The organism is Bacillus cereus group sp. BfR-BA-01383 (assembly GCF_022663495.1).
GTDB lineage: Bacteria > Bacillota > Bacilli > Bacillales > Bacillaceae_G > Bacillus_A > Bacillus_A cereus_AU.
This window is the reverse complement of record NZ_JAKUFP010000015.1, coordinates 62319-86147: the sequence shown is the minus strand read 5'-3', so window position 1 is coordinate 86147 and position 23829 is coordinate 62319. Positions and strand designations below refer to the sequence as shown.

The following is a 23829-nucleotide window of genomic DNA, read 5'->3' as shown; positions in this document are numbered from 1 at the left end:
AGCTGCCCATAAAAGCCCGATTTGTGTAGACAAGGGTCTTTTATGCAAACTTATACAAGTTTTACATGAAAACGGTAAGCTTGAATGAAATGACGGTACGGCAAAAAATATTAGGTTAGATGGTGTGAATTTCAAACATACCGTTTTGGAAAAAAATAAATGCATGATAAGGATTAGGCATTGGGACTTAATCCTTTTTTGTATGGAGATGTAGAGAACGGCAAGTAGACTTGACACTACACGAGTGATGCATTTCGATATAACTTATTGTTTCAAGTTTAAGTAAATTGAGTTGTATAAAAAAATGTAATTATCACTTGCATTACTATCACTTGCGTAGTAAAGTGAAAGTAAGATTAACGCTAGGAAGTGACAAAACATGCGTGATAATACGATAGGATCATTAATATGGTTACGTTTAATACGATTTACGAACCAAAGTAATCAGATGTCAAATGAGTTTTTAAAACGTTTTGATTTAACAACAGCTCAATTTGATGTACTTTTGCAAATACGGACATATCAGCCACTAACACAAATGGAGTTAGCTGAAAAGGTTACTGTTACACAAGGCGGTATTTCTCGAATGTTAACACGCCTTGAAAAAGAAGGCTATATTATACGAAAACAAGATTGGAAAACGAAAACAATTAGTCTTACAGAGCAAGGGGAAGCCGCGTTAGAAAGAGCATTACCAGAGCAACTTGCATTCCAATCATCATTTTTTGATGATGTATTAAATGAAGAAGAGCAGAAAATACTATATGAGTTGATGACAAGAGTTCACAAGCATAGTGAAAAAAAAGAATTACCGCATGAGTAATTTTTTTTACAGAATCAATTGACTAATCAAGTGATGAAGAGGAGGAAGTTTTATGTATACAATTCCAGGACACCACCACATTTCTATGGTGACAAAAAATGCGGAAACAAATAATAATTTTTATCGAGTTGTTTTAGGTCTACGACGAGTGAAAAAGACGGTCAATCAAGATAATCCATTTATGTATCATTTATTTTATGGAGATTTAACAGGTAGTGCAGGAACTGAATTATCATTTTTTGAAATGCCGAACGTTGGCAGAACGATTCGAGGTACGAATGCGATAACACAAATAGGATTACTTGTATCTTCACTAGAGAGTCTTGCATTCTGGAAAAAACGTTTTGAGTCATTCGGGGTGACACATGGAGAACTTACAACATATGCAGGACGAGACGCGCTGCATTTTGAAGATCCAGACGGTCTCCGTTTAGTATTATTAAACAATAACGGAGAAGAAGTTCCAGACTATTGGACAGCATGGGATGCATCTTCTGTAAAGCAAGAGAATCGGATTTTAGGGATGGGTACAGTTGAAATGACAGTAAGAAGCTTAAAAAAATTATCAAAAACATTAACTGAATTGTTCGGTTATAAAGAAGTATCTCGCTCTGATAATGAAGGACTATATCAATCCGTTCTAGGTCAGTCTTTCGGAGAAATTTTAGTGAAAGAGAAAGAGGGAGAAAGAGAGAGACCTGGAAAGGGAAGTATTCATCATTTAGCAATTCGTGTGAAAAATGATGAAGAACTAAACTATTGGAATGAAGCAGTGAAAGATAGAGGTTTTGAGACAACAGGAGTTATTGATCGTTTTTATTTTAAAAGTTTATATTTCCGTGAATCAAATGGAATTTTATTTGAAATTGCGACTGATGGGCCAGGGTTTACAGTAGACTCAGCAGTTGAAGAATTAGGAAAAGCGCTAGATTTACCACCGTTTCTAGAAGAGAGAAGACAAGAGATAGAAGAGAAACTAATACCACTGGATTAAAGGAGAGAGCAACTATGGAGAAATACCGTATGGATACAAGTAAAGGAATTGAGTTCGGCTTATATTCAATTGGGGATCATATTTTAAATCCGCATAATGGGAAACAATTAAGCGGAGGGGAGCGAATTCGTGAGCTTATTGAAACAGCTAAGCTAGCTGATACAGCTGGACTTGATGTATTTGCGGTTGGTGAAAGTCATCAAACTCATTTTACAACGCAAGCCCATACAGTTATTTTAGGGGCCGTTGCACAAGCGACGAAAAATATTAAAATTGCGAGTTCTGCAACAATCTTAAGTACATCAGATCCAGTTCGAGTATATGAGGATTTTGCGACTATTGATTTAATTTCTAATGGTCGTGCTGAAATCGTAGCTGGTCGTGGTTCTCGCATTGGAGGATATAGTTTACTTGGTTACGATGTAAATGATTATGAAGAGCTATTTGAAGAAAAGATGGATCTTTTATTGAAAATTAATAAAGAAGAGAGCGTAACATGGAATGGGCAGTTTAGAGCACCACTTGAACACGCTTCGATTATTCCAAGAGCTAAAAATAATAACTTACCAATTTGGCGTGCGGTTGGTGGTCCACCAGCTAGTGCAATAAAAGCGGGGCGCGCAGGTGTTCCGATGATGATAACAACACTTGGCGGACCAGCTATTAATTTTAAAGTGTCAGTAGATGCTTATCGTGAGGCGGCTGCGCAAAGTGGGTTTGATCCAGCAAATTTACCGATTGCTACAACGAGTTTATTTTATACAGTAGAAAATTCACAGGATGCGCTAAGTGAATATTATCCTCATATTAATGCTGGAATGATTGCGTTACGTGGAGGCGGATATCCGAAGCAACAATTTACAAATGCGCTAGATTACTGTGATGCGTTAATGATTGGTAGCCCGCAGCAAATTATTGAAAAAATGCTTTATCAATATGAATTATTTGGACAACAACGTTTTATGGCACAAATTGATTTCGGCGGTGTACCATTTGACAAAATTGAGAAAAACATCGAATTAATTGCTACTGAAATTTTACCAGCTGTTAGAAAACATACAGCGAAATAATTTGAAAACACCGAGAATCGAATGGATTCTCGGTGTTTTTTTGTGTATTTATTTAGTTTGAAAAAGTGACAAAAAAATGAATTTTTAGTTTGGAGAGAAGGGAGTTATTTTCTATTTTTGAATAACAAAATGATAGGATTGAATTTTTAAAATACATTTTTCTCTTGACAAAACCTAAGCGTTTTTTCTAGTTGTTTACAAGGGCATTTTTTTGAAGAAAAGTCAAGTGTATAAAGAGAAAAACAGTACTTTTATTGAAATGAAAGCAAGTTTCACATTCGAAAAATACATTTTAATAATATAAAAAATCTAATTCAAAAAAATACCAAAAGACATATTTCAGACAAAATGATGTCAATAATACGTCAAAAATCATCTGAATTTATTATGTAAGTATATTATACAATTCGATTAACGAATCAAAACACTACAGAAATAGTGAAAAGGTAAAAAATAGCATTGCAATAGTTTGAAAAACTGAAATTTTGCATTTTTCGATAATACATAAAAGATGTTTTTGTCTTTTCGTATTTCTTAATAATTGAGTTTTTAAGAGTGCTCAATTAATTTTTATTATAAAAACTATGAAGGAAGTGAGTTAGCATGGAAACGCTCGAATTGGCACGAATACAATTCGCATCAACAACGATATTTCATTACCTTTTTGTTCCACTATCCATTGGTTTAGCTTTTATTATTGCGTTAATGCAAACGATGTATGTGGTAAAAGGACAAGAAGTGTATAAGAAGATGGCGAAGTTTTGGACACAAATATTCCTAGTAAACTTTGCGGTAGGTGTAGTAACAGGTATATTACAAGAATTTCAGTTTGGAATGAACTGGTCAACATATTCACGTTTCGTAGGTGATGTATTTGGTCCGTCACTTGCAATTGAAGGATTATTAGCATTTTTCATTGAGTCTACATTCCTAGGTTTATGGGTATTCGGTGAGGATAAACTACCAAAGAAAATTCACCTTTTATGTATTTGGCTTCTTTCAATTGGAACGATGCTATCAGCGTTTTGGATTTTAACTGCAAATGCATTTATGCAGTCACCTGTAGGATATAAAATGGCAGCAGATGGTCGCGCACAGATGAATGATTTCTTAGCGATTATTCAAAATCCACAACTATGGGTGCAATTCCCGCATACAATTACAGCGGCACTTGCAACAGGTGCATTCTTTATTGCTGGTGTTAGTGCATGGAAAATTACAAAACAACAAGAGACTGAGGTGTTTAAGAAGTCTTTCCGAGTTTCTATCGTTGTTGGAACAATTTCAACAGCATTGGTATTATTTTTCGGTCATGCACAAGCGCAAAATTTAATTAAGACACATCCGATGAAAATGGCAGCAGCTGAAGCATTATGGAATACGAGTGAGGATCCAGCGCCATTTACGGTATTTGCAAAAATTGATACAGAGAAGAAAGAAAATTCGTTTGAAATTCAAATCCCTTATATGCTAAGTCTATTGTCATACGATAAATTTAGCGGTCAAGTAGAAGGTATGAATCAAATTCAAAAACAATATGAAGAAAAATATGGACCTGGGGATTATATTCCGCCAGTACATACAATGTTTTGGAGCTTTAGAGCGATGGTAATGAGCGGAACGTTCATGTTACTTTTAGGAGCTTACGGATGGTTCTTATCAAGAAAAGATCGTTTAGCTGAAAAAACGTGGTATTTAAAATTAATGGTGTATGCAATTTCACTACCGTTTATCGGCAATACTGTCGGATGGGTTATGACTGAAATGGGTCGTCAGCCATGGGTAGTATTTGGTGTCATGAAAACAGAAGATGCTGTATCACCAAATGTAACATTCGGTGAAGTGTTATTCTCACTTATTTCATTCACATCAATGTATTTAATTATGGGTGGAATTTGTGTTTACTTATTCGTTCGTATCATTAAGGGACATACGAATAAGAAAACGAAAAAGGATGACCAAAGCCATGATCCATTTGATAAGGAGGAAGAGTATGTTATCTCTTAATGAGTTATGGTTTGTAGTTATTGCAATCTTATTTGTTGGATTCTTCGTACTGGAAGGTTTCGATTTTGGTGTGGGAATGGTTTCAAGGTTTTTAGGAAAGAATGATTTTGAAAAACGAGTTTACTTAAATACAATTGGACCGTTCTGGCATGCGAATGAAGTATGGCTAGTTTGTGCTGGTGGCGCTATGTTTGCAGCATTTCCGCACTGGTATGCAACTTTATTTAGTGGTTTTTATATTCCGTTTGTCTTTATGCTACTTGCCTTAATTTTAAGAGGTGTTTCCTTTAAGTTCCGTGCGAAAATAGATAATCATAAATGGAAGAGTGCATGGGATTGGGGGATGTTTATAGGAAGTATGTTACCTCCTATCCTTTGGGGAGTTGCAATTGCAAACTTTATGGTAGGTGTACCTATTGATGAGAGTAAAAATGTTGTAGGGGGATTCCTGCAATTACTTCATCCATTTGCGTTACTTGGAGGAGTAATGTTCCTTCTACTATGTATTGTTCACGGATTACAATTCCTTACAATACGTACAACTGGTAAATTGAGAGAACGTGCACGAATTGCTGCAATAAAAATTGCACCATTTTCATTAATTACGCTTCTTATTTTTGCTGGTATAGGGTTATGGAAAACTGATATTTTCACTGCACATGGAACAGAATGGATTATGGTACCAATTGGAGCTTTTGTAGCATTATTAATGTCTACTCTATTAAACAAAAGAAGAAGAGATGGTTGGGCTTTCTTTATGACGAGCTTAACAATCATTTTACTAAGTGCGAGTGTATTTATCGGTATGTTTCCACGTGTTATGATTAGCTCTTTAGGAGCAATGAATGATTTGACAATTTACAATGCAGCATCAGGGGCTTATGCATTAAAACTTATGACTTACTTTGCGATTGCTATTTTACCTTTCGTTATCGGAAGTCAAATATGGAGTTATTATGTATTTAGACAACCTGTTAAGTCAGACAATGATTTGGAGTACTAATGAAAAGAAAAAGAGGACTTCCGTCTTATCCCGGTAGCCGTATTTTATATGTAGCGTTAACGATTATTAGTATTTTAGAAGCTTTAAGTATTATTGTACAAACAATCTTTTTAGCACGCGCTATTACATTTTTATTTCATGGAGAGACAGTACAAACAGTGTTAAGTGAAATTGTTTATTTTGGTATCTCGTTTGTAGCGCGTCAAATATTAGTTCGAACATCACAAATATTAGTGGAACGTTTCGCTGAAAAAACAGGGTCGTTACTAAGAAAACAATTAATAGAAGCATATTTTACATTAGGTCCAAGGTATGTTCAAACTGCTGGAACGGGTCATCTGGTTACCTTATCGATTGAAGGGATTGAGAAATTTAAAACATATATTGAATTGACAATTCCTAAAATGATTAGAAGTAGCATCGTTCCGTGTCTAATTGTTCTATATGTTTTTACGTTAGATATTGAGTCTGGAATCATTTTAGTTGTAACGATTCCTATCGTGATCATATTTATGATTCTTTTAGGATTAGCAGCGCAAAAAATGGCAGATAGTCAATATGAGACATATCGTGTGCTTTCTAATCATTTTGTAGATACGTTAAAAGGATTAGAAACATTAAAGTATTTAGGGAAAAGTAAACAGCACGAAGGTAAGATTGAAAAAGTAAGTAAAAGATATAGAAAAGCGACGATGCGAACTTTGCGAATTGCTTTTCTTTCTTCTTTTGCATTAGATTTCTTTACGAGTTTATCAATCGCATTTGTAGCAGTTGGGTTAGGGATACGTTTAATAGATGGGACAATTATATTGTTACCTGCTCTTACCATATTAATTTTAGCTCCGGAATATTTTCTTCCCATTAAGCAAGTTGGAGCGAATTATCATGCTACATTAGATGGACAACTTGCCATGGAGCAAATTGAAGGGATTTTACAGCAACAAAAGGCAATGGAAATAAAAGAATCAAATGTAGAAATTACATGGGATTCTTCTAGCAGCATAAAGTTACAAGATATAAAAGTAAATAACGATGAATCTGAAAAGGCTATATTAGAAGGAATTGACTTTACTTGGGAAGGTAACGGTGCTATTGGAATAATTGGTGAAAGTGGAGCTGGAAAATCAACGTTAATCGATGTTTTGGCAGGGTTTTTAGCTCCATCTAGTGGGAAGATGATCGTAAATGGCTTGGAAATTGATGAATCCATTCGAGAAGATTGGCAAAAAAATATTGCTTATATTCCGCAGCAACCGTATATTTTTCCGCTTTCATTAAAAGAAAATATTTGTTTTTACGAAACAAATACAACTGATGAAGAATTTGAGAAAGTTATTAATGACGTAGGTCTTCGTTCACTCGTTGCATCACTTCCAAATGGGATGCACGAAAGAATTGGAGAAGGTGGACGTATGCTTAGTGGCGGACAAGAACAACGTGTCGCTATGGCGCGTGCACTTTTAAGTAAAAAGCCAATTATTTTATTAGACGAGCCTACGGCACACCTTGATATTGAAACTGAATTTGAAATAAAGCAATCGATGTTACATCTGTTTAAAGGGAAATTAGTATTTCTCGCAACGCATCGTCTGCATTGGATGAAACAGATGGATTATATTCTAATTTTAAATAAAGGGAAAATTGAAGAAAGTGGAACATATGAAGAACTGTTAGAGAATGAGACATTACATTTTCATAGGAAAGAGAGGGGATAGGGATGAGTAGCTGGGTTAAACCTTATATAAAGCGAAATAAGGGTAGAATGACTTTGACTATTTTTCTTGGACTTCTTGGAGTTAGTTCAGGTGCGATGTTACTTTTCATTTCAGGGTATTTAATTTCTAAATCTGCTCTCAGACCTGAAAATGTAATGGTTGTGTATGTTCCTATTGTTGCAACACGTGCGTTTAGTATAGGACAAGCGGTCTTTCATTATATAGAGCGTTTAGTTGGACATGATGTCGTACTGCGCATATTAGAAAAAATGAGAACGAAACTATATAGAATAGTAGAACCACAGGCGTTATTTTTCCGCTCGCGATTTCAAACAGGTGATATGTTAGGCGTATTATCTGAGGATATAGAGCATTTGCAAAACCTATATTTACGTACAATATTTCCTAGTATATTAGCATTAGTTGTTTATAGTATCTTTGTACTTGTTATCGGTGCTTTTGACGTAGTGTTTGCACTGATTGCTGGGGGGATGTTAGCTGTTATCGTTTTTCTTCTTCCGTTCGTATCATTACTATTGATGAAGCAACATCATGTTGCTTTGAAGCAAGGAAGAAACCGTTTGTATCAACAACTAACAGATGCAGTCTTTGGATTATCTGATTGGCAGGCAAGCGGTAGAAAAGATGAATTTATTAATGAGTATGTAGAACGAAATAATCAGTTGTTAAAAACGGAAAAGAGAGTGAAGCGCTGGTATCATATTAGGGACAGTATCATTCAATTAGTAGTGGGTATTGTAGTTATTTCAATGATAATATGGACTGGGAATGAAGCGGCTAGTGAACAAATTGCACCAACGGTTATCGCAGCTTTCGTTTTAATGACGTTATCTGTCACAAATGCGCTTATTCCAGTATCAGATGCTATTGATCGAATTCCGTCTTATGTAGAATCTTCTCATCGGCTTAATAGTATAGAAAGTGATGATCACGTTTTGCAAGATAGAGATGAGTTATTTGAAGACAAAGGTTACATTGCACCAAAGCATGTAGACATTGAACTGAATAATGTATCGTATAATTACCCGAATAGTAATGAGTCTGTATTAAAAGATGTATCACTGCAAATAAAAGCAGGAAAGAAAATTGCTATTTTAGGGAGAAGTGGGACAGGGAAATCTACTTTGCTAAAATTGTTAGCAGGAGCGTTAAGTCCGGTAAATGGTCAAGTTTTATTGAATGGTGAACAAGCTCATACGAATCTGTTGTCAAAATATATTTCTGTATTAAATCAAAAACCGCATTTGTTCGATACGACAATTGGAAATAATGTGCGAATTGGTAAACCAGAGGCGAATGATGAGGATATATGGAAAGCTTTAGAAAAAGCACAATTAGCTTCACATATTACTTCTCTCCCAGATGGAGTACAAACAAAAATGCATGAAATGGGAAAGAGGTTTTCTGGTGGGGAAAGACAACGGGTTGCTTTTGCTAGAACGCTTATGCAAGAAGCACCGATTATTGTACTTGATGAACCGACTATCGGTTTAGATCCTAAAACTGAATTGTCCTTAATTGAGACAATGTTTTCTGCAACGGAAGAAAAGACGGTTATTTGGATTACACACCATCTTGTAGGAATTGAACATGTAGATGAAGTTATATTTCTTGATCGTGGTCACATTGTGATGCAAGGTAGTCATGAACAACTTCTTAAAGAAAACGAAAAGTATCGTAAGCTTTATGAACTTGATAAAGGAATATAAACATATAATGAAAAACACAAATTCTTGATAGTTCAAGGTTTGTGTTTTTTTGTAAGATCCGAATTGTTTCACTGGAGGTAGGGTTTAAAATCTAGCTGTTTAAGGCAATACTGAGCCATAGTGAATGCATAGTTGGAAGGCGTGATTATATGTTTGAAGAAGATGGGATTGTTTTAATTATGGAACCAGCTGATGAACGGAATCTGAGGAGATTTATTTTTACGGTGCCGAAGTCCGTTTATGCAAATAAGGAGATATTATTACAGTACGGAACACCTTTAGGACAAGGATATACGGATATTATTGAAGATATTATTAGTGTACATATAGAAATTGAAGTGGTTACAGTTATTGGTCATGTAAGAGCATAAATGAGGGATGACTTCAAGCGAACGGATGTACTTAAAATAAGTATGTCTGTTTGCTTGCTTGTATTTCAATGAAAATAGTTAAGGATAGGTATAGATGCTTTACTTTGAGAGATAAGGACTGTAGGAAGATAAAAGAGGAAATGATGTTATATTTTTTCTCGATGTACACGTTGAACAGGAAAAGAGTAATTTTTCTAGAATATATAAAATGAAAATTAGAAAATAACATATGCTGTGATTAGGTGTATAAGAAGAAAACATACTGTTTATATAAGTATGAAGGAATAACAATTATTTAGGAGGTTAAAATGAAATTTACAAAAACAATGTTACTTGCAATTATCGTTTCAATTGGTTTAATGGGATGTTCGGTAGTAGAGGAAGGAAAGAATTCGTTAGATTATGCTCAAAAAGCAACAGACTATGTAAATGAAATAAGTGCATTTGCAAATGAAGCTCCAGCGTTAGTAGAAAAGGCTGTTAATGATAAAGAAGCTCGCAAAGAATTGGAAACGAAGCTAAATGAAATTAAACAAGATATACCAGCTTTTAATGAATTAACACCACCAGATGTTGCGAAAGATCTTCACCAACAAATCGTTGGATATAATGAGAAGTTAAATACATTAATTGATACATCTATGAAGAAAATAGAAGAAGGAAAAATGGATGTAGAGCAATTTAAAAACTCTGAGCTTATGCAGACGATAGATCAAGTTCAAGCTTTGAAAGATAAGGTACAAAATTTAGGTCAATAATGAAAAGCTCCGTTTGTGATGAACGGAGTTTTTTAATGTTTTCTAACGGAAAAGTTCATTATAGTTTCTTCTTATTAATATATATATTTTTTAGACCTGCCATTTTTCTAAAATATGTATTGTTTTATTAGTTGCATCCATCTTAACTTGAATACCAATAGGCATTGTGATCATTGGATGTGTATGACAATAATCAAAGTCAGCCAAAAAAGGAATTCTTTGATTTTGTAGTACTTCTAATAGTATTTCGTAAGGTTTTCGATTTGTACCGCAATCATCAAATTGCTCATGTTTTCCAAGAATAATACCTGAAACTTTATCAAATACTCCGTTAATCTTAAGTAATGAAAAGCTTCTTTCAATAGTAGCTGCATCTTTTGAGCTATCTTCAATAAATAGAATATCTCCTTCTTGAATGCATGGCATATAAGGGCTCCCGAAAATTCCTTGTATTGTATTTAAGTTTCCGCCAATAATACGCCCAGTAGCTTGTCCATTCGTTACAGAAATCCAATTATTTGGTCTAAGTTCTTTTTCTTTCGTCTTCTCTTCCCAATTAATAAATTCATCTGACCAAAATAACGGTTTTTTTATATGGTAAGGAAGAGGTTGATCGTTTATTAATGTTTCTGAGAAATATTTGTATGTGTCATCTACAAAAGGTTCAAATTCTCCAAAGGAAGGTACGAGTGCCGGACCGTAAAATGCAGGAATTCCTGTTTTTGCATAAATTCCTAGTAGTAAAGCTGTTGCGTCTGAATAGCCAATCATTATTTTAGGGTTATTTTGAAAAGCATCATAATCAATATAAGGTAATAATGAATTAGCATTCATGCCACCAATTGTTGACATAATACAAGAAACATCAGGGTCTCTTATCAAGTCATTTAGTTCCTCAGCACGCTCTTGTATACTGCCAGAACGATAGTAATCATGTCGGCCTGTTAGGGAACCTTCTAATATACGAAATCCCTTCTGTTGTAAGTAAGATTTTGCTCGTTCAAATCTTTTTGGAGAAGTGTAGGTTACTGGTGAAGAAGGTGAGTAGATACCAATTGTGTCTCCGTATTTTAATGATTTTGGAAGTAACATTTGTATGAATCCCTTCTATTAAATAGTTTATTTACGAGACTGTATTGTTAAATATTCTTATATTTCTGTATTATTAGTGTAACATAAATACATTGAAATAAAATTGCAATAGATGAATGAATATGTTTTTTACCTTGACGATATAAAGGAAAAGTTGTTATGGTTAAATTCGAGTGTATAAAAGGTTTACTAAAGGAGTTTTAAAATGAAGCAGTTAAAATGGGGAAGAATAGCAATCCTATTAGTAGTAGTTTTGGGTATATGTTGGTTCTTTTTCCAAGGGGCTCAAAAGAGTGGGAACAGCGTAGATGCACAACCTTTACAGGTAGCTGAATTACCTAAAATAGGGCTAACTGATAAGGAAGTTCCACAAAAGTATATTCCACCGGAAATTAATGCAAAAGCAGCCATCGTTATAGATGCGAGTGATGGAGATGTTATTTATCAAAATAACGAGAATGAGGCTTTTGCGCCAGCTAGTATGTCTAAGATGATGACAGCATATCTTTTATTAGAGAGTGTACATAATGGGAAAGTTCGTTGGGAAGATCCAGTGACAATGAGTGCAAAAGCGGCACAAACAGAGGGTGCAAGAATCCTAGTACAAGTTAATGATACATTAACTGTAAAAGACTTATACCATGCGTTAATGATTGAGTCAGCTAACAATTCGGCTGTGGCTTTAGCAGAGCATATCGCAAAGACGGAGAAAGATTTTGTTCAGCTTATGAACGCGAAAGCGAAACAGTTCGAAATGTCGGAATATGCTAAATTTGCAAATGCTTCTGGGTTACAAGAGCCTGATGGAAGTGAAACAAAGATGACGGCTGCTGACGTAGCAAAGTTAGCGTATCATCTTATAAAAGATTATCCAGAGATATTAGAAGTGACTCACTTACGTCAAAGTCAGTTAGCATTTAATAATATTAATGTTGTAAGTACGAACGATATGTTAAACAAAAATAATAAAGATTTATATATAGAAGGAATAGACGGATTAAAAACAGGATTCACAGATAGCGCAGGGTATTGTTTTACAGGTACTGCAAAACAAGGTGACAATCGAGTTATTACAGTAGTCATGGGGACATCAGGTAAAACAAAACGTTTTACAGAGACGAATAAGTTAATGACATATGCTTTTGGATTAGTTAATTAAGTAAAATATCGTTGTAGATCGCTACATAAGCAAGACTGTGTGCTGTTACTTATTTTAGATAACAACACACAGTCTTTTTATAAGTAATAAGGATTTTTTTGCTCGGCATTTTTCATCTGATTTTTTAATTCGTTTTTACGTGTTTCAATAGCTGCTACTTTTTGTAATGTTATAAATGAAACGAATAGAATAGAAGCATAGTATAGTTCTATATTTTTATTTATATGATCATCTATTATGTTTTTCACGAATGGCCTCCCTTTTTTTTAATATAATGAGACTTTTACCTCGAAATTTGACCTGATCCGTGTGGGTGTTAGTGGGAATGAACAAAACACCGATTTATTAAAGTGTTATTTTATACGGATATCAATATGATAATAAAAATATCCTGAAAATTCCATAGTTAGTAACAATAAATAGTTAATAGAGTGTGTATTTTCTTTAAAGTGAGTGAGACTTTAGGAATTAAATCTTACAATTCGTCAAATTGTTTCAAAGTTTTAGATAGTATAGGAAATTAGTTTTCTAAAAATATTATACTATTGATAAATAGAGTGATTTTTGTCATGATAAGAGTACACTTCATGTAAGTAGCTTTATAAGAAAACACATACTTTATTTTGTATTAGGTTAATAGAATTTTTTATAGTGGATAGAAAATAGAAATTCTATATTGAAATATTAATTGAAATGTCGAATTTTAATGCGATACATAAGAATTTTTTTAAAATCGTTGCAAAAACAGTGTGTTTAATGGTAAAGTTCACATGAAGTTCACACGGATTTCACTTCATGCGTTTAAAATGAACTACGTGTGAAAAATAAAACTCTTGCTAAAAAATGGAACTTGATGAATATTTTACTTTGATAGTATTGTAAAGTATTAAGTTTATAAGTTTTTTTTAAGAGGATAGTAGGGAAAGGAAGTAAAGACAACTTATGAAAAAAATAATCGCAGGTTTAGCAGCAGCTTCAGTAGCAGGCGTTGCAGTTCCAGGTATGGATTCTGCTCATGCACAAGTTTCAAACGAAGCGCTAAAAGAAATTAATGGACAAACACAAACTCAAACGACTGTAACTGAAACAAAAACCGTAGAAACAACTTCTGAATTAAAATACACAGTAACAGCTGATGTATTAAATGTACGTTCAGGTGCTGGTACAGGACATGACGTTATTTCTAAAGTAAAAGAAGGTCAAGTACTACAAGTAATTGGACAAGAAAATGGTTGGTTCAAAGTTAATGTAAATGGCCAAACAGGTTATGTAAGTGGGGACTTCGTAACAAATGGTGGTAATAAAGGAACAACTGTTCAACAAGGAACAGGTACTTACACAGTAAACGTTTCTTCACTTAACGTACGTACAGGCCCAAGTACTTCTCATACAGTATTAGGTTCTGTAAATAAAGGTAAAACAGTACAAGTTGTTGGTGAAGTGCAAGATTGGTTTAAAATCAACTTCAATGGTGGAACTGGATACGTAAGCAAAGACTTCGTAACAAAAGGTGGTTCTGCTGTTTCTAACGAAACACAACAACCAACTACAAACAACAACAATACTACTACAGTTCAAACTGGTGGTTCATATGTTGTTAACACTGGTGCTTTAAAAGTACGTACAGGCCCAGCTACATATAACGCTGTAATTGGTGGAGTAACGAATGGTACAGTATTAAACGTTACTGGCGCTGAAAATGGTTGGTATAAAATTAACCATAACGGCCGCACAGGTTATGTAAGTGCAGACTTTGTTAAGTTTGTAAAAGGCGGAGTGAACAATGTAGTTACTGGTGGTAACCAAGGTTCTAACCAAGTACAAAAACCAACAGCGCCAACAGGTGGAGATACATCTTCAATCGCTGCATTTGCTAGATCATTAAATGGTTCACCATACAGAACTGCTGGTACAACACCTGCTGGTTTTGACTGCAGTGGATTCATTCACTACGTATTAAATCAAACTGGTCATACAGGCGCTCGTCAAACAGTTGCTGGATACTGGAGCTCTAAAACGAAAACTAGCAATCCACAACCAGGTGATTTAGTATACTTCCAAAATACTTATAAATCAGGTCCTTCTCACATGGGTGTTTACTTAGGAAACGGTCAGTTCATTAGTGCAGAAACTGATGAAACTGGTGTACGTATTAGTTCAGTAAGCAACTCTTACTGGAGCAAGCACCTATTAGGTTACACAAAAGCATACTAAGAAAAAGTATTTTTTATACTTTTTGTATAGAGAAAAGGCTTTCCAGGGAAACTTGGGAAGCCTTTTTCATATTTGGATAGATTACAAATATAGAAGCATTTATTTTAATTTCCCATGCAAAAATTTAGCATACAAATCATGAAAGTAGTTGGGGCGAAATAAGTTTGCTGCATGTCCAGCTAACGGGATTTCTTTATATAAAACGTTAGGAAGAATGGACTTTAAATCAAAAAGACAAGATTTATAGAGATGATCATGTTCGCCCATTACCCATAGTATAGGGTGGGGAAGTGATTTTAATTTAGACTTTAAATCGAATTCTAAACGGTGTCGTAATGATTGGGCAATAATTGACGAATGTAATTGTAATCCGAAACGGTAGTAAATATTCCTGGAAATGACTGCGAATGGATTTGCTCTTAGTATGCCACTCGGAAAAATAGTATTTGCGTATTGAGAGAGCCATTTAGAGTATTCATCCCCTCGCTTCTCCCAAAATTTTTGAAATACGTTATATAAAAGGGACGGATTATTATAATGTCCACCAATATGACAAATGCTTAATACTTTTTCTGGGTGCATTTGGGCAAAAATTGTAGAGATATAACAGCCATAGCTTAAAGCGCAAATATGAGCCTTTTTAATGCCTTCTTTTTCATATAAGCTCAATAATTGATCTACGAGGCGCTGTAATGAAAATTCGATAGCTTCTCCTTTATCGTCACCGTGACCTAATAAGTCATAAGTTATAACGTTGTAGGAGGCAGAAAATCGTTTATGCTCTTTTTTGAAGGCACGGCGATTGCCAACTAATCCATGAATAAAAATGATTGTTTCCTTTTCGGAATGTATATTTGTTTGCAAAAAGGATACTCCTTTCAATAATTGGAGATTTAAATAGTATTTTAAATTAGTTATCTAAAATTCACATAGAATAATATTAAGTACCAGGTAATAATATCAGATGTTTATATCTGTTGTAAAGATGAGTTTGCATGTATATTTTGTAAAAATAGAAAAAGTGTGTTTACATTCAGTTTACATTTGTATTGTATTCTAGTTTTAGAAAGAACAGTTTGGCTTAACACGAGGAGATGAACATGCATGGAAGTTAGAAATGAAATGAAGAAAAAAGGGAGTTGGAGGCAGTTTTTACGCCTTATTCAAGATACAAATCCTCCGAAAGGGATTCTTGCTTTTGCATTATTAATGAGTTTGCTTTCTACGGGAGCGAGTTTATTTATTCCGATGTTAACAAAAGGATTAGTAGATAATTTTTCGCTTTCTTCAATTAGTACGGGACAAATTGTTGGATTAGTTGCCTTCTTTATTATGCAAACCATTGCTGCAGGATTGTCTATATATTTACTGAATTTTATTGGACAGAAGATTGTCGCGGGGCTGAGGGAACGATTATGGAAAAAGGTACTTATTTTACCAGTTTCTTATTATGACCAAAATAGAACGGGAGATACAATTAGCCGTATGACAAATGATACAGGCGTTGTTAAAACGTTAATTTCTGAGCATTTGTCAAACTTATTAACAGGCGGTATTTCAATTGTTGGATCGTTAATTGTATTGTTTGTTTTAGATTGGAAAATGACTGCTTTACTTTTAACGGTTATTCCGTTGTCTGTACTAATTTTAGTGCCACTTGGACGAAAAATGTATAAGATTTCAAAAGCGCTTCAAGATGAAACAGCTTCTTTTACCAGTGTGTTAACACAAGTGTTATCAGAAATTCGTTTAGTGAAATCTTCAAATACAGAAAAAAGAGAATATGAAACAGGAAATACAGGTATACAAAAGTTATTACAATTTGGTTTGAAAGAAGGAAAAGTGCAAGCATTAATTTCGCCAGTTATGTCGTTTGTTTTAATGGCATTGCTTGTTATTATCGTAGGATATGGTGGAATGCGCGTTTCTAGCGGTGCATTAACAACAGGAGAACTTGTAGCGTTTATTTTATATTTAGTTCAAATAATAATGCCGATGAGTCAATTATCTATGTTCTTTACACAATTTCAAAAGGCAATTGGCGCAACTGAAAGAATTAATACGATCTTAGAATATGAGGTAGAGGACCATGAAACTGGTGTGAAGGTTTCAAATGCTAAGCAGCCGATAGTTCTTGAAAATGTACATTTCGAGTATAACAAAGAAGAGCAAGTCTTAAAGAATATTGATTTTACAATTGAATCTGGAAAAGTAACAGCGATCGTAGGACCAAGTGGTAGCGGGAAAACAACGTTATTCTCATTACTAGAACGTTTTTATGAGCCAACTAGTGGTGCCATTAAATTAGGAAAAGAATCAATTACGAGCTATTCATTACAGTCATGGCGACGTCAAATCGGTTATGTATCACAAGATAGTCCATTAATTGATGGAACGATTCGTGATAATATTTGTTACGGTGTTGAAGGCGAAGTGACTGATGGAGAAATCGAAAAAGTAGCAGCGATGGCATATGTTGATGCATTTATTCATGACTTACCAAACGGATATGCAACAGAAGTTGGAGAACGTGGTGTGAAGCTTTCGGGAGGACAAAGACAAAGAATTGCTATTGCCCGAGCGTTACTTCGAAATCCACAAATTCTTATGTTAGATGAAGCAACTTCAAGCCTGGATAGTAAATCGGAGTCTGTCGTCCAAAAAGCATTAAACAACTTAATGAAAGGCAGAACAACGTTAGTTATTGCACATAGACTTTCTACTGTTGTAGATGCAGATAAAATTATCTTTATTGAAAAAGGGAATCTTACAGGAAGTGGCTCACATGATGAATTATTACAGACGCATGATATGTATCGCGAATTTGCAACGCAACAATTGAAAATTAAAGAGGGCGCATTATAAAATGAATAATCAGTGGGGATTGTACTTCGCTGATTATTCATTTTTAAAAACTGTATAAAGGATGCTAAGTAGAAAGGAAATGGTTCCTTTGATACCTAAAATTTTAATCGTAGACGACGACCCGCACATTAGAGAACTTGTTTCTGTTTTTTTAGAACGGGAAGGTTTTCAAACATTAGAGGCGATTGATGGACTAGATGCACTTCAGAAGATAGATGAAGTGAAAGTTGATATGGTTATTCTCGATATTATGATGCCGAATATGGATGGCTTTGATGTATGTTTTGAATTAAGAAAATACTATGATATCCCGATTCTGATGCTAACTGCCAAAGGTGAGACGTCTCAAAAAGTAAAAGGGTTTCACCTTGGAACAGATGATTATCTTGTAAAACCATTTGATCCGATAGAACTAGTAGTGAGAGTAAAGGCATTACTGAAACGTTACCAAATTACAGTATCGCAATCTATTCAAGTTGGAGACGTATTATTAAATCGTAAAACATTTGAAGTTACACTTGGAGAACAGACCATTACGTTGCCGCTAAAAGAATTTGAGTTACTCTTTACATTAGGATCTAAAGCTGGAAGGACATGTTCAAGAGAGCAATTAATTGAAGGTGTATGGGGGTATGATTTTGAAGGGAATGAACGTACACTAGACGTTCATATTAATCGGTTACGTGAGAAGTTTCAAGAAGAGAGTTCGAAGTTTAGTATCAAAACGATAAGAGGATTAGGGTATCGCTTAGAGGTAAGTAAATGAGAAGAAGAGAACGAATGAGTAAGTTAAAGATACTGAAAGTAATTGGAGCGGTCATAGCGCTCTTTTCTTTTCTCACTATAATTTGGTCTATCGCATTTTATGTAGCATCTAGTATATTAGATGCTCTAGAAATAAACGTATCGCCGTTTGTTACTTTTTTAATTAGTAATATGGCCGGCTTTGTATTTATTGTTCTTATTTGGGTATTGATTGGAGTATTAATGAGACCAAAACGAGAGGCGATGATTTGGACTATTATTGAACCGATACAAAAAATTGCAAAAGGGGACTTCTCTGTAAAAATACGAAATGAAGAAAAGTATGATGGAGAAATTGGTGTACTCGTAAAAAGTATAAATGATATGACAGATGAACTGAATGCAATGGAGAAAATGAGACAAGAATTTGTATCGAATGTTTCTCATGAAATACAGTCGCCATTAACTTCTATAAAAGGGTTTGCTAGAGCGCTACAAGATAATAATCTTTCTGAGGAGAAAAGAAAGCATTATCTTACCATTATTGAAACTGAAACAACGAGATTATCTAAACTAAGTCAAAATTTACTGAAGCTAACTCTTTTAGAATCAGAAGAGTATATACCAGAAAGAGTGGCTTATCGATTAGATAAACAATTAAAGCAAATTGTGTTAAATAGTGAACCGCTTTGGGCTGAAAAAGAAATTGAGTTAGACCTTGATTTAGAAAAAGTGCAAATTACTGCCGACCAAGAAAGTATGAGTCAAGTGTGGATTAATTTAATTCATAATAGTATTAAATATACTCCAAGTGGTGGTACGATTACAATTCAGTTAAAAGAACATGAGGAATTAGTGGAAGTACGTATTCATGATAATGGAATTGGTATATCAGAGGAACAGAAGCAGCATGTTTTTGAACGTTTTTACAAAGCAGATTCTTCACGGAATCGCGCTCATGGAGGTAGCGGATTGGGATTGGCGATTGTAAAAAAAGTAGTAGATCTTCATCAAGGGGAAATTAAAGTTAAGAGCACGGAAGGAAATGGTGCGGAATTTATTGTACGTATTCCTTATTATAAAGAAAAACAGTGTTAGGGAAGTTTCCGCATGCCCATCAACCTAAAGAATCAAAATCCCCCATAACTAAATTTCTATTCATTACTGACTACTGATAATGATGGGTTATGTTAATTAGAATATTTCAGATTGTTAAAGAGTACATTTGAAAAATAGGTTTAAGTTGATGATTTTATAAAATAAAAGAAGGCGTTCCATATTTGGAATGCCTTTTTTTCATGTTTTGTTGCTAATGTGGGTTGTTAAGTTATTTATATTCGCTTAATTCTCGTTTCTTCTTGATGAGGAGTAATTGGCGCATTTGAAATATGGTGGAGGAACAAAGAAGGGTACACATTGGATATTCAAATTCATAAAAAACGAGATCATCAGGTTGCATATGCCTTTATGAAAAGACACCTATTAAAGAAATTTACCTAGTTATTAAAATTTGCCAAATCCTTTTCTTACATAAGTATTAATTGATATGCCTATTTTAAAAAGGGTACATCTAATATTTTTTATGAATTAGTTTAAATATGGAAAAGAAAGGGATTTTTATGTCTAATATAAAAAAATTGACACTTTTTGGGTTAATTGGTATTACAATGGCCTTTTTTGGAACGGTACGAAGTGTGCCGACTCTTTCAATTACTGGTTGGACCCAAATCTTCTATATGTTGATAGCTGCGTTTGCATTCGCTCTACCTATTGCGTTAATGTCAGCTGAGCTTTCTACGGCTTTCCCTGAAGAAGGTGGACCTCAAGTTTGGGTCGAAAATGCATTAGGTGAGAAATGGGGATTTGTCACCTCATGGTTATTATGGGTTCAAATGTTTTTTGGGATGGTAATGGTTGCGTCAACTGTTGGTATTCTATCGGGTTACGTTATTAATAAGCCAGAACTATCTTCAAATAACTACTTTATTTTTGCCATAATCTTAATTTCATACTGGAGTGTGACTTTATTAAACCTTAAGTTTGATATGGTAAAAGTTGCGGGTAACTGGGGCGCTGTTATTGGTGTGTACATTCCGTTTGTCATTCTTGTTGTTCTAGGTGTCATTTATATGGTGAAAAACGGGATTCAATCGAATAGTTATTTAGGCGGCTTTAAGCCAAAGGATCTTATTCCTAATTTTAAGGACTTAGGAAGTTTAACTTATTTATCAGGAATTATCTTTATTTTTGCAGGAGTAGAAATTTCGTCTGTACATGCAAATAATATTGATAATCCAAAACGTAACTATCCAATTGCTGTTATCACTTCAGTAATTTTATTAGCAATTTTTAATATCATTGCTGGGTTGACTGTTTCAAATGCGGTACCAAAAGGTAAATTGGAGCTTGCGAATATAACACAGCCATATATGATTTTCACTAAAAATCTAGGGATTCCATCTATCTTTGTTAACATTATTTCTTTAATGATTTTAATTGGGGTTTTAGTTCAGCTAAGTGCATGGGTACTTGGACCAAGTAAATCTATGATTAAAGTGGCAGAGGAAGGGAATTTGCCGAAGTTTTTTCAAAAGAGAACAGAGAAAGATATTCCAATCACTTTTGTGATGATTCAAGCAATTGTAATTTCATTAGTAGCTATCTTATATATAGTAGTTCCGGATGTAAACAGTGCATTTTTAATAATAACAATTACAACAACAATTTTGTATTGTGTTGTGTACTCTTTAATTGCTATTTCAGCTGTTCGCTTGCGTTATAAGATGCCAGATGTTAATAGACCATTCAGATTAGGGAGTAAAGGGAATGGATTAATATGGATGGTCTCTATTCTTTCAATGATAAGTATTGTTTTTACGATTATTGTAAGTATTATTCCGCCATCTATTTTAAAGCCAAGTCAATATACTGGATATGTTATTTATCAAGTGGTCGTTACATTAGCAATGATTGGTATAGCACTTATCATCAACAAATTTAAAAAACCAGAGTGGAAGAAAGATAATAGCTCACCTGAGGATATAAGGAAATCAAGCTAAAGAACAAATAAATATTTGGTACGTATTCCTTAAGTTTTGTTATCAAATGATCTGGCTTATTTGATTAACAGTGTTTTATATCCCGTTTTTGATGGCAGATAATAATTTATGTGTGAATTTTTTGTGCAGAAAAAACTAAAAAATAATAACGTATTTTGTATCGAGGTTACTTAGGGAATATTTGTGATAATTTGGAGGAAATGAAAAATGAACTATAAAATACCGGATATTAATTTAAAAGCATTATTCTTAGGTGATAAAGGTGAAAATGCCGATTTATTTAAAGAGCTGTTAATTAAAATGGTAGATGAACATGTTGGTTGGCGTCAAAATTACCAACCACAAGACCTACCAGTTATTACTCCGCAAGATAAAAGCTCGAAAAATTTCGTAGAAACTGCTGACCATATCCGCAGTGTAATGGATGTGTTATCTTCAAAACTTCGTACCAATTCATTACCATGGCATTCGGCAGGGCGGTTTTGGGGACATATGAATTCAGAAACATTAATGCCGGCTATTATTGCATATACAGCTGCAATGTTATGGAATGGGAATAACGTGGCGTATGAATCTTCTCCAGGCACTTCTCAAATGGAAGAAGAAGTAGGGCATGAATTTGCTGCTCTTATGAGTTATAAAAAAGGTGAGAGTTGGGGGCATATTTGTGCGGATGGTTCTATTGCTAATCTAGAAGGCCTTTGGTATGCAAGAAACATGAAATCCCTTCCTTTAGCGATTAAAGAAGTAGCTCCTCAATTTGTAGAAGGTAAATCAGAATGGGAATTATTAAATATGTCTACAGAGGAAATTTTAGATATTTTAGAAAGAATACCTGAAAAAATTGATGAAATTAAAGCACATTCTGCGCGTAATGGTCAACATCTACAAGAGCTGGGCAAATGGTTGATTCCACAAACTAAACACTATTCTTGGCTAAAATCAGCGGATATTATTGGTATAGGCCTTGATAATGTGGAAGCAATTGATGTTGATCATAACTATCGCATGGACATTGATAAACTTGAAGAAAAAATCCGAGAATTAGCTGCAGAGAAAATACCTATTCTTGGTGTGGTAGCTGTTATTGGTACAACAGAAGAAGGACAAGTAGATCGTATTGATAAGATTGTTGCGTTGCGTGAAAAATTAGCGCAAGAGGGCATTTATTTTTACATCCATATAGATGCTGCTTATGGCGGGTATGCTCGAGCGATTTTCTTAGATGAAAACAATGAATTTATTGACTATAACAAAATCGATGAAACATATGTAAAATATGGTATTTTCAATTCGGAAAATGAATGGTTGACAGAAGATATTTACAATTCTTTCAAGGCAATAGACCAGGCTGAAACCGTTACAATTGATCCGCATAAAATGGGATATATACCATACTCTGCGGGTGGGATTGTTGTAAAAGATATTAGAATGCGTGATGTAATTTCTTACTTCGCAACATATGTGTTTGAAAAGGGAGCTGATATTCCTGCATTACTTGGTGCATATATGCTTGAAGGTTCTAAAGCAGGGGCAACTGCAGCCTCAGTTTGGACAGCCCATAAAGTATTACCATTAAACGTAACTGGTTATGGTAAATTACTAGGTGCAAGTATTGAAGGAGCTTACCATTTTTATCATTTTTTACAGGATAAACAATTTAAAATTGGAGATAAAACTATTCATGTTTATCCATTAACAAAGCCTGATTTTAACATGGTTGACTATGTATTTAATGAAGAAGGAAACACAAGTTTAGCAAAAATGAACAAATTAAATCATGATTTTTTTGGTCAATCTTCTTATGTAAAAGGAAATATATACTACAATGAATTTCTTACTTCTCATACAGATTTTGCTATCCCTGATTACGGAAATAGCCCACTTCCATTTGTGAAAAGTCTTGGATTTAGTGAAGAAGAATGGGATAAGGAAAGAAAAGTAACAGTACTACGAGCTTGTGCACTATCTCCCTACGCTCATGATAAAGATGTATTCGATGAATACGCTAATAAGATTGAAAGCGCAATTCAAGAAAAACTTGAAATGATTTACAATGTGAAAAATAAAAGTAATGATGAGTCTGTTTAAGGTGTAGTATACGATAAACGTTGAAGAAGTGCAGCGCAGTAGTTATAGATACAATTGCTGAGAGTAATATTAATGGTACAATCTGGGCGGCAATACGATTAAGAATGGTCCTTATGTATTTTTTAGACATAGGG

General features: G+C 34.3%; 19 protein-coding genes and 1 pseudogene. 17 read left to right on the top strand and 3 right to left on the bottom strand.

What is annotated here, in order from left to right; genetic code table 11:
- Positions 1–379: 379 nt before the first annotated feature.
- The 9 genes from MR065_RS15665 to MR065_RS15625 all read left to right on the top strand — a co-directional run bounded on the left by MR065_RS15665 (position 380) and on the right by MR065_RS15625 (position 10471).
- Positions 380–823, top strand: a complete 444-nt coding sequence (locus MR065_RS15665; RefSeq protein WP_097904375.1) for a MarR family winged helix-turn-helix transcriptional regulator — start codon at positions 380–382, stop codon at positions 821–823.
- 52 nt (positions 824–875) lie between these two features.
- Positions 876–1817 (top strand): ring-cleaving dioxygenase, encoded by a 942-nt coding sequence (locus tag MR065_RS15660; protein WP_242214298.1) that lies wholly within the window; start codon positions 876–878, stop codon positions 1815–1817.
- 14 nt (positions 1818–1831) lie between these two features.
- Positions 1832–2887 (top strand): LLM class flavin-dependent oxidoreductase, encoded by a 1056-nt coding sequence (locus tag MR065_RS15655; protein WP_242214297.1) that lies wholly within the window; start codon positions 1832–1834, stop codon positions 2885–2887.
- 603 nt (positions 2888–3490) lie between these two features.
- The gene (cydA, locus tag MR065_RS15650; RefSeq protein WP_242214296.1) at positions 3491–4894 is read left to right on the top strand and encodes a cytochrome ubiquinol oxidase subunit I; all 1404 of its coding nucleotides are present in this window, start codon (positions 3491–3493) and stop codon (positions 4892–4894) included.
- Positions 4881–5897 (top strand): cytochrome d ubiquinol oxidase subunit II, encoded by a 1017-nt coding sequence (gene cydB, locus MR065_RS15645; RefSeq protein ID WP_000950093.1) that lies wholly within the window; start codon positions 4881–4883, stop codon positions 5895–5897. Before cydA ends, cydB begins: the two co-directional genes overlap by 14 nt.
- On the top strand, positions 5897–7612 hold the full coding sequence (gene cydD / locus MR065_RS15640; protein WP_242214295.1) for a thiol reductant ABC exporter subunit CydD: 1716 nt from the start codon (positions 5897–5899) through the stop codon (positions 7610–7612). The genes cydB and cydD overlap by 1 nt, the downstream gene beginning before the upstream one ends.
- 2 nt (positions 7613–7614) lie before the next feature.
- Positions 7615–9342, top strand: a complete 1728-nt coding sequence (gene cydC, locus MR065_RS15635) for a thiol reductant ABC exporter subunit CydC (protein ID WP_242214294.1) — start codon at positions 7615–7617, stop codon at positions 9340–9342.
- Positions 9343–9491: 149 nt separating this feature from the next.
- A complete protein-coding gene (locus MR065_RS15630; protein WP_242214293.1) occupies positions 9492–9713 on the top strand; it encodes a hypothetical protein in 222 nt (73 codons plus the stop codon).
- A 308-nt stretch (positions 9714–10021) separates the two neighbouring features.
- A complete protein-coding gene (locus MR065_RS15625; protein WP_242214292.1) occupies positions 10022–10471 on the top strand; it encodes a DUF6376 family protein in 450 nt (149 codons plus the stop codon).
- Between the two features lie 90 nt (positions 10472–10561).
- On the opposite strand, the gene MR065_RS15620 is transcribed toward MR065_RS15625, so the two are convergent.
- Positions 10562–11563 (bottom strand): S66 family peptidase, encoded by a 1002-nt coding sequence (locus MR065_RS15620; protein ID WP_242214291.1) that lies wholly within the window; start codon positions 11561–11563, stop codon positions 10562–10564.
- 205 nt (positions 11564–11768) lie between these two features.
- On the opposite strand from MR065_RS15620, the gene MR065_RS15615 reads away from it, so the two are divergent.
- Positions 11769–12722, top strand: a complete 954-nt coding sequence (locus tag MR065_RS15615; protein ID WP_242214290.1) for a D-alanyl-D-alanine carboxypeptidase family protein — start codon at positions 11769–11771, stop codon at positions 12720–12722.
- A 77-nt stretch (positions 12723–12799) separates the two neighbouring features.
- Here the strand turns inward: MR065_RS15615 and MR065_RS15610 are convergent, their stop codons facing one another.
- Positions 12800–12970, bottom strand: a complete 171-nt coding sequence (locus tag MR065_RS15610; RefSeq protein ID WP_242214289.1) for a DNA mismatch repair protein MutT — start codon at positions 12968–12970, stop codon at positions 12800–12802.
- 694 nt (positions 12971–13664) lie between these two features.
- Here MR065_RS15610 and entFM point away from each other — a divergent pair.
- Positions 13665–14936 (top strand): enterotoxin EntFM, encoded by a 1272-nt coding sequence (gene entFM / locus MR065_RS15605; RefSeq protein WP_242214288.1) that lies wholly within the window; start codon positions 13665–13667, stop codon positions 14934–14936.
- A gap of 99 nt (positions 14937–15035) precedes the next feature.
- Here entFM and MR065_RS15600 read toward each other — a convergent pair whose 3' ends face one another.
- A complete protein-coding gene (locus tag MR065_RS15600; RefSeq protein WP_242214287.1) occupies positions 15036–15800 on the bottom strand; it encodes an alpha/beta fold hydrolase in 765 nt (254 codons plus the stop codon).
- A 240-nt stretch (positions 15801–16040) separates the two neighbouring features.
- On the opposite strand from MR065_RS15600, the gene MR065_RS15595 reads away from it, so the two are divergent.
- The 6 genes and pseudogenes from MR065_RS15595 (at position 16041) to tdc (ending at position 23695) form a co-directional block, all read left to right on the top strand.
- Positions 16041–17801: an ABC transporter ATP-binding protein gene (locus MR065_RS15595; protein ID WP_242214286.1), complete on the top strand. Its 1761-nt coding sequence runs from the start codon at positions 16041–16043 to the stop codon at positions 17799–17801.
- Between the two features lie 88 nt (positions 17802–17889).
- Complete coding sequence (hitR, locus tag MR065_RS15590) at positions 17890–18567, top strand: envelope stress response regulator transcription factor HitR (RefSeq protein ID WP_242214285.1); 678 nt, start codon at positions 17890–17892, stop codon at positions 18565–18567.
- Positions 18564–19643, top strand: a complete 1080-nt coding sequence (gene hitS / locus MR065_RS15585) for an envelope stress sensor histidine kinase HitS (RefSeq protein WP_242214284.1) — start codon at positions 18564–18566, stop codon at positions 19641–19643. Before hitR ends, hitS begins: the two co-directional genes overlap by 4 nt.
- 300 nt (positions 19644–19943) lie before the next feature.
- Positions 19944–20039: pseudogene (locus tag MR065_RS15580) on the top strand (IS6 family transposase); the annotation flags it as partial.
- 125 nt (positions 20040–20164) lie between these two features.
- A complete protein-coding gene (gene tyrP, locus MR065_RS15575) occupies positions 20165–21604 on the top strand; it encodes a tyrosine-tyramine antiporter (RefSeq protein ID WP_242214283.1) in 1440 nt (479 codons plus the stop codon).
- Between the two features lie 207 nt (positions 21605–21811).
- On the top strand, positions 21812–23695 hold the full coding sequence (gene tdc / locus MR065_RS15570; RefSeq protein ID WP_242214282.1) for a tyrosine decarboxylase: 1884 nt from the start codon (positions 21812–21814) through the stop codon (positions 23693–23695).
- Positions 23696–23829 lie beyond the last annotated feature (134 nt).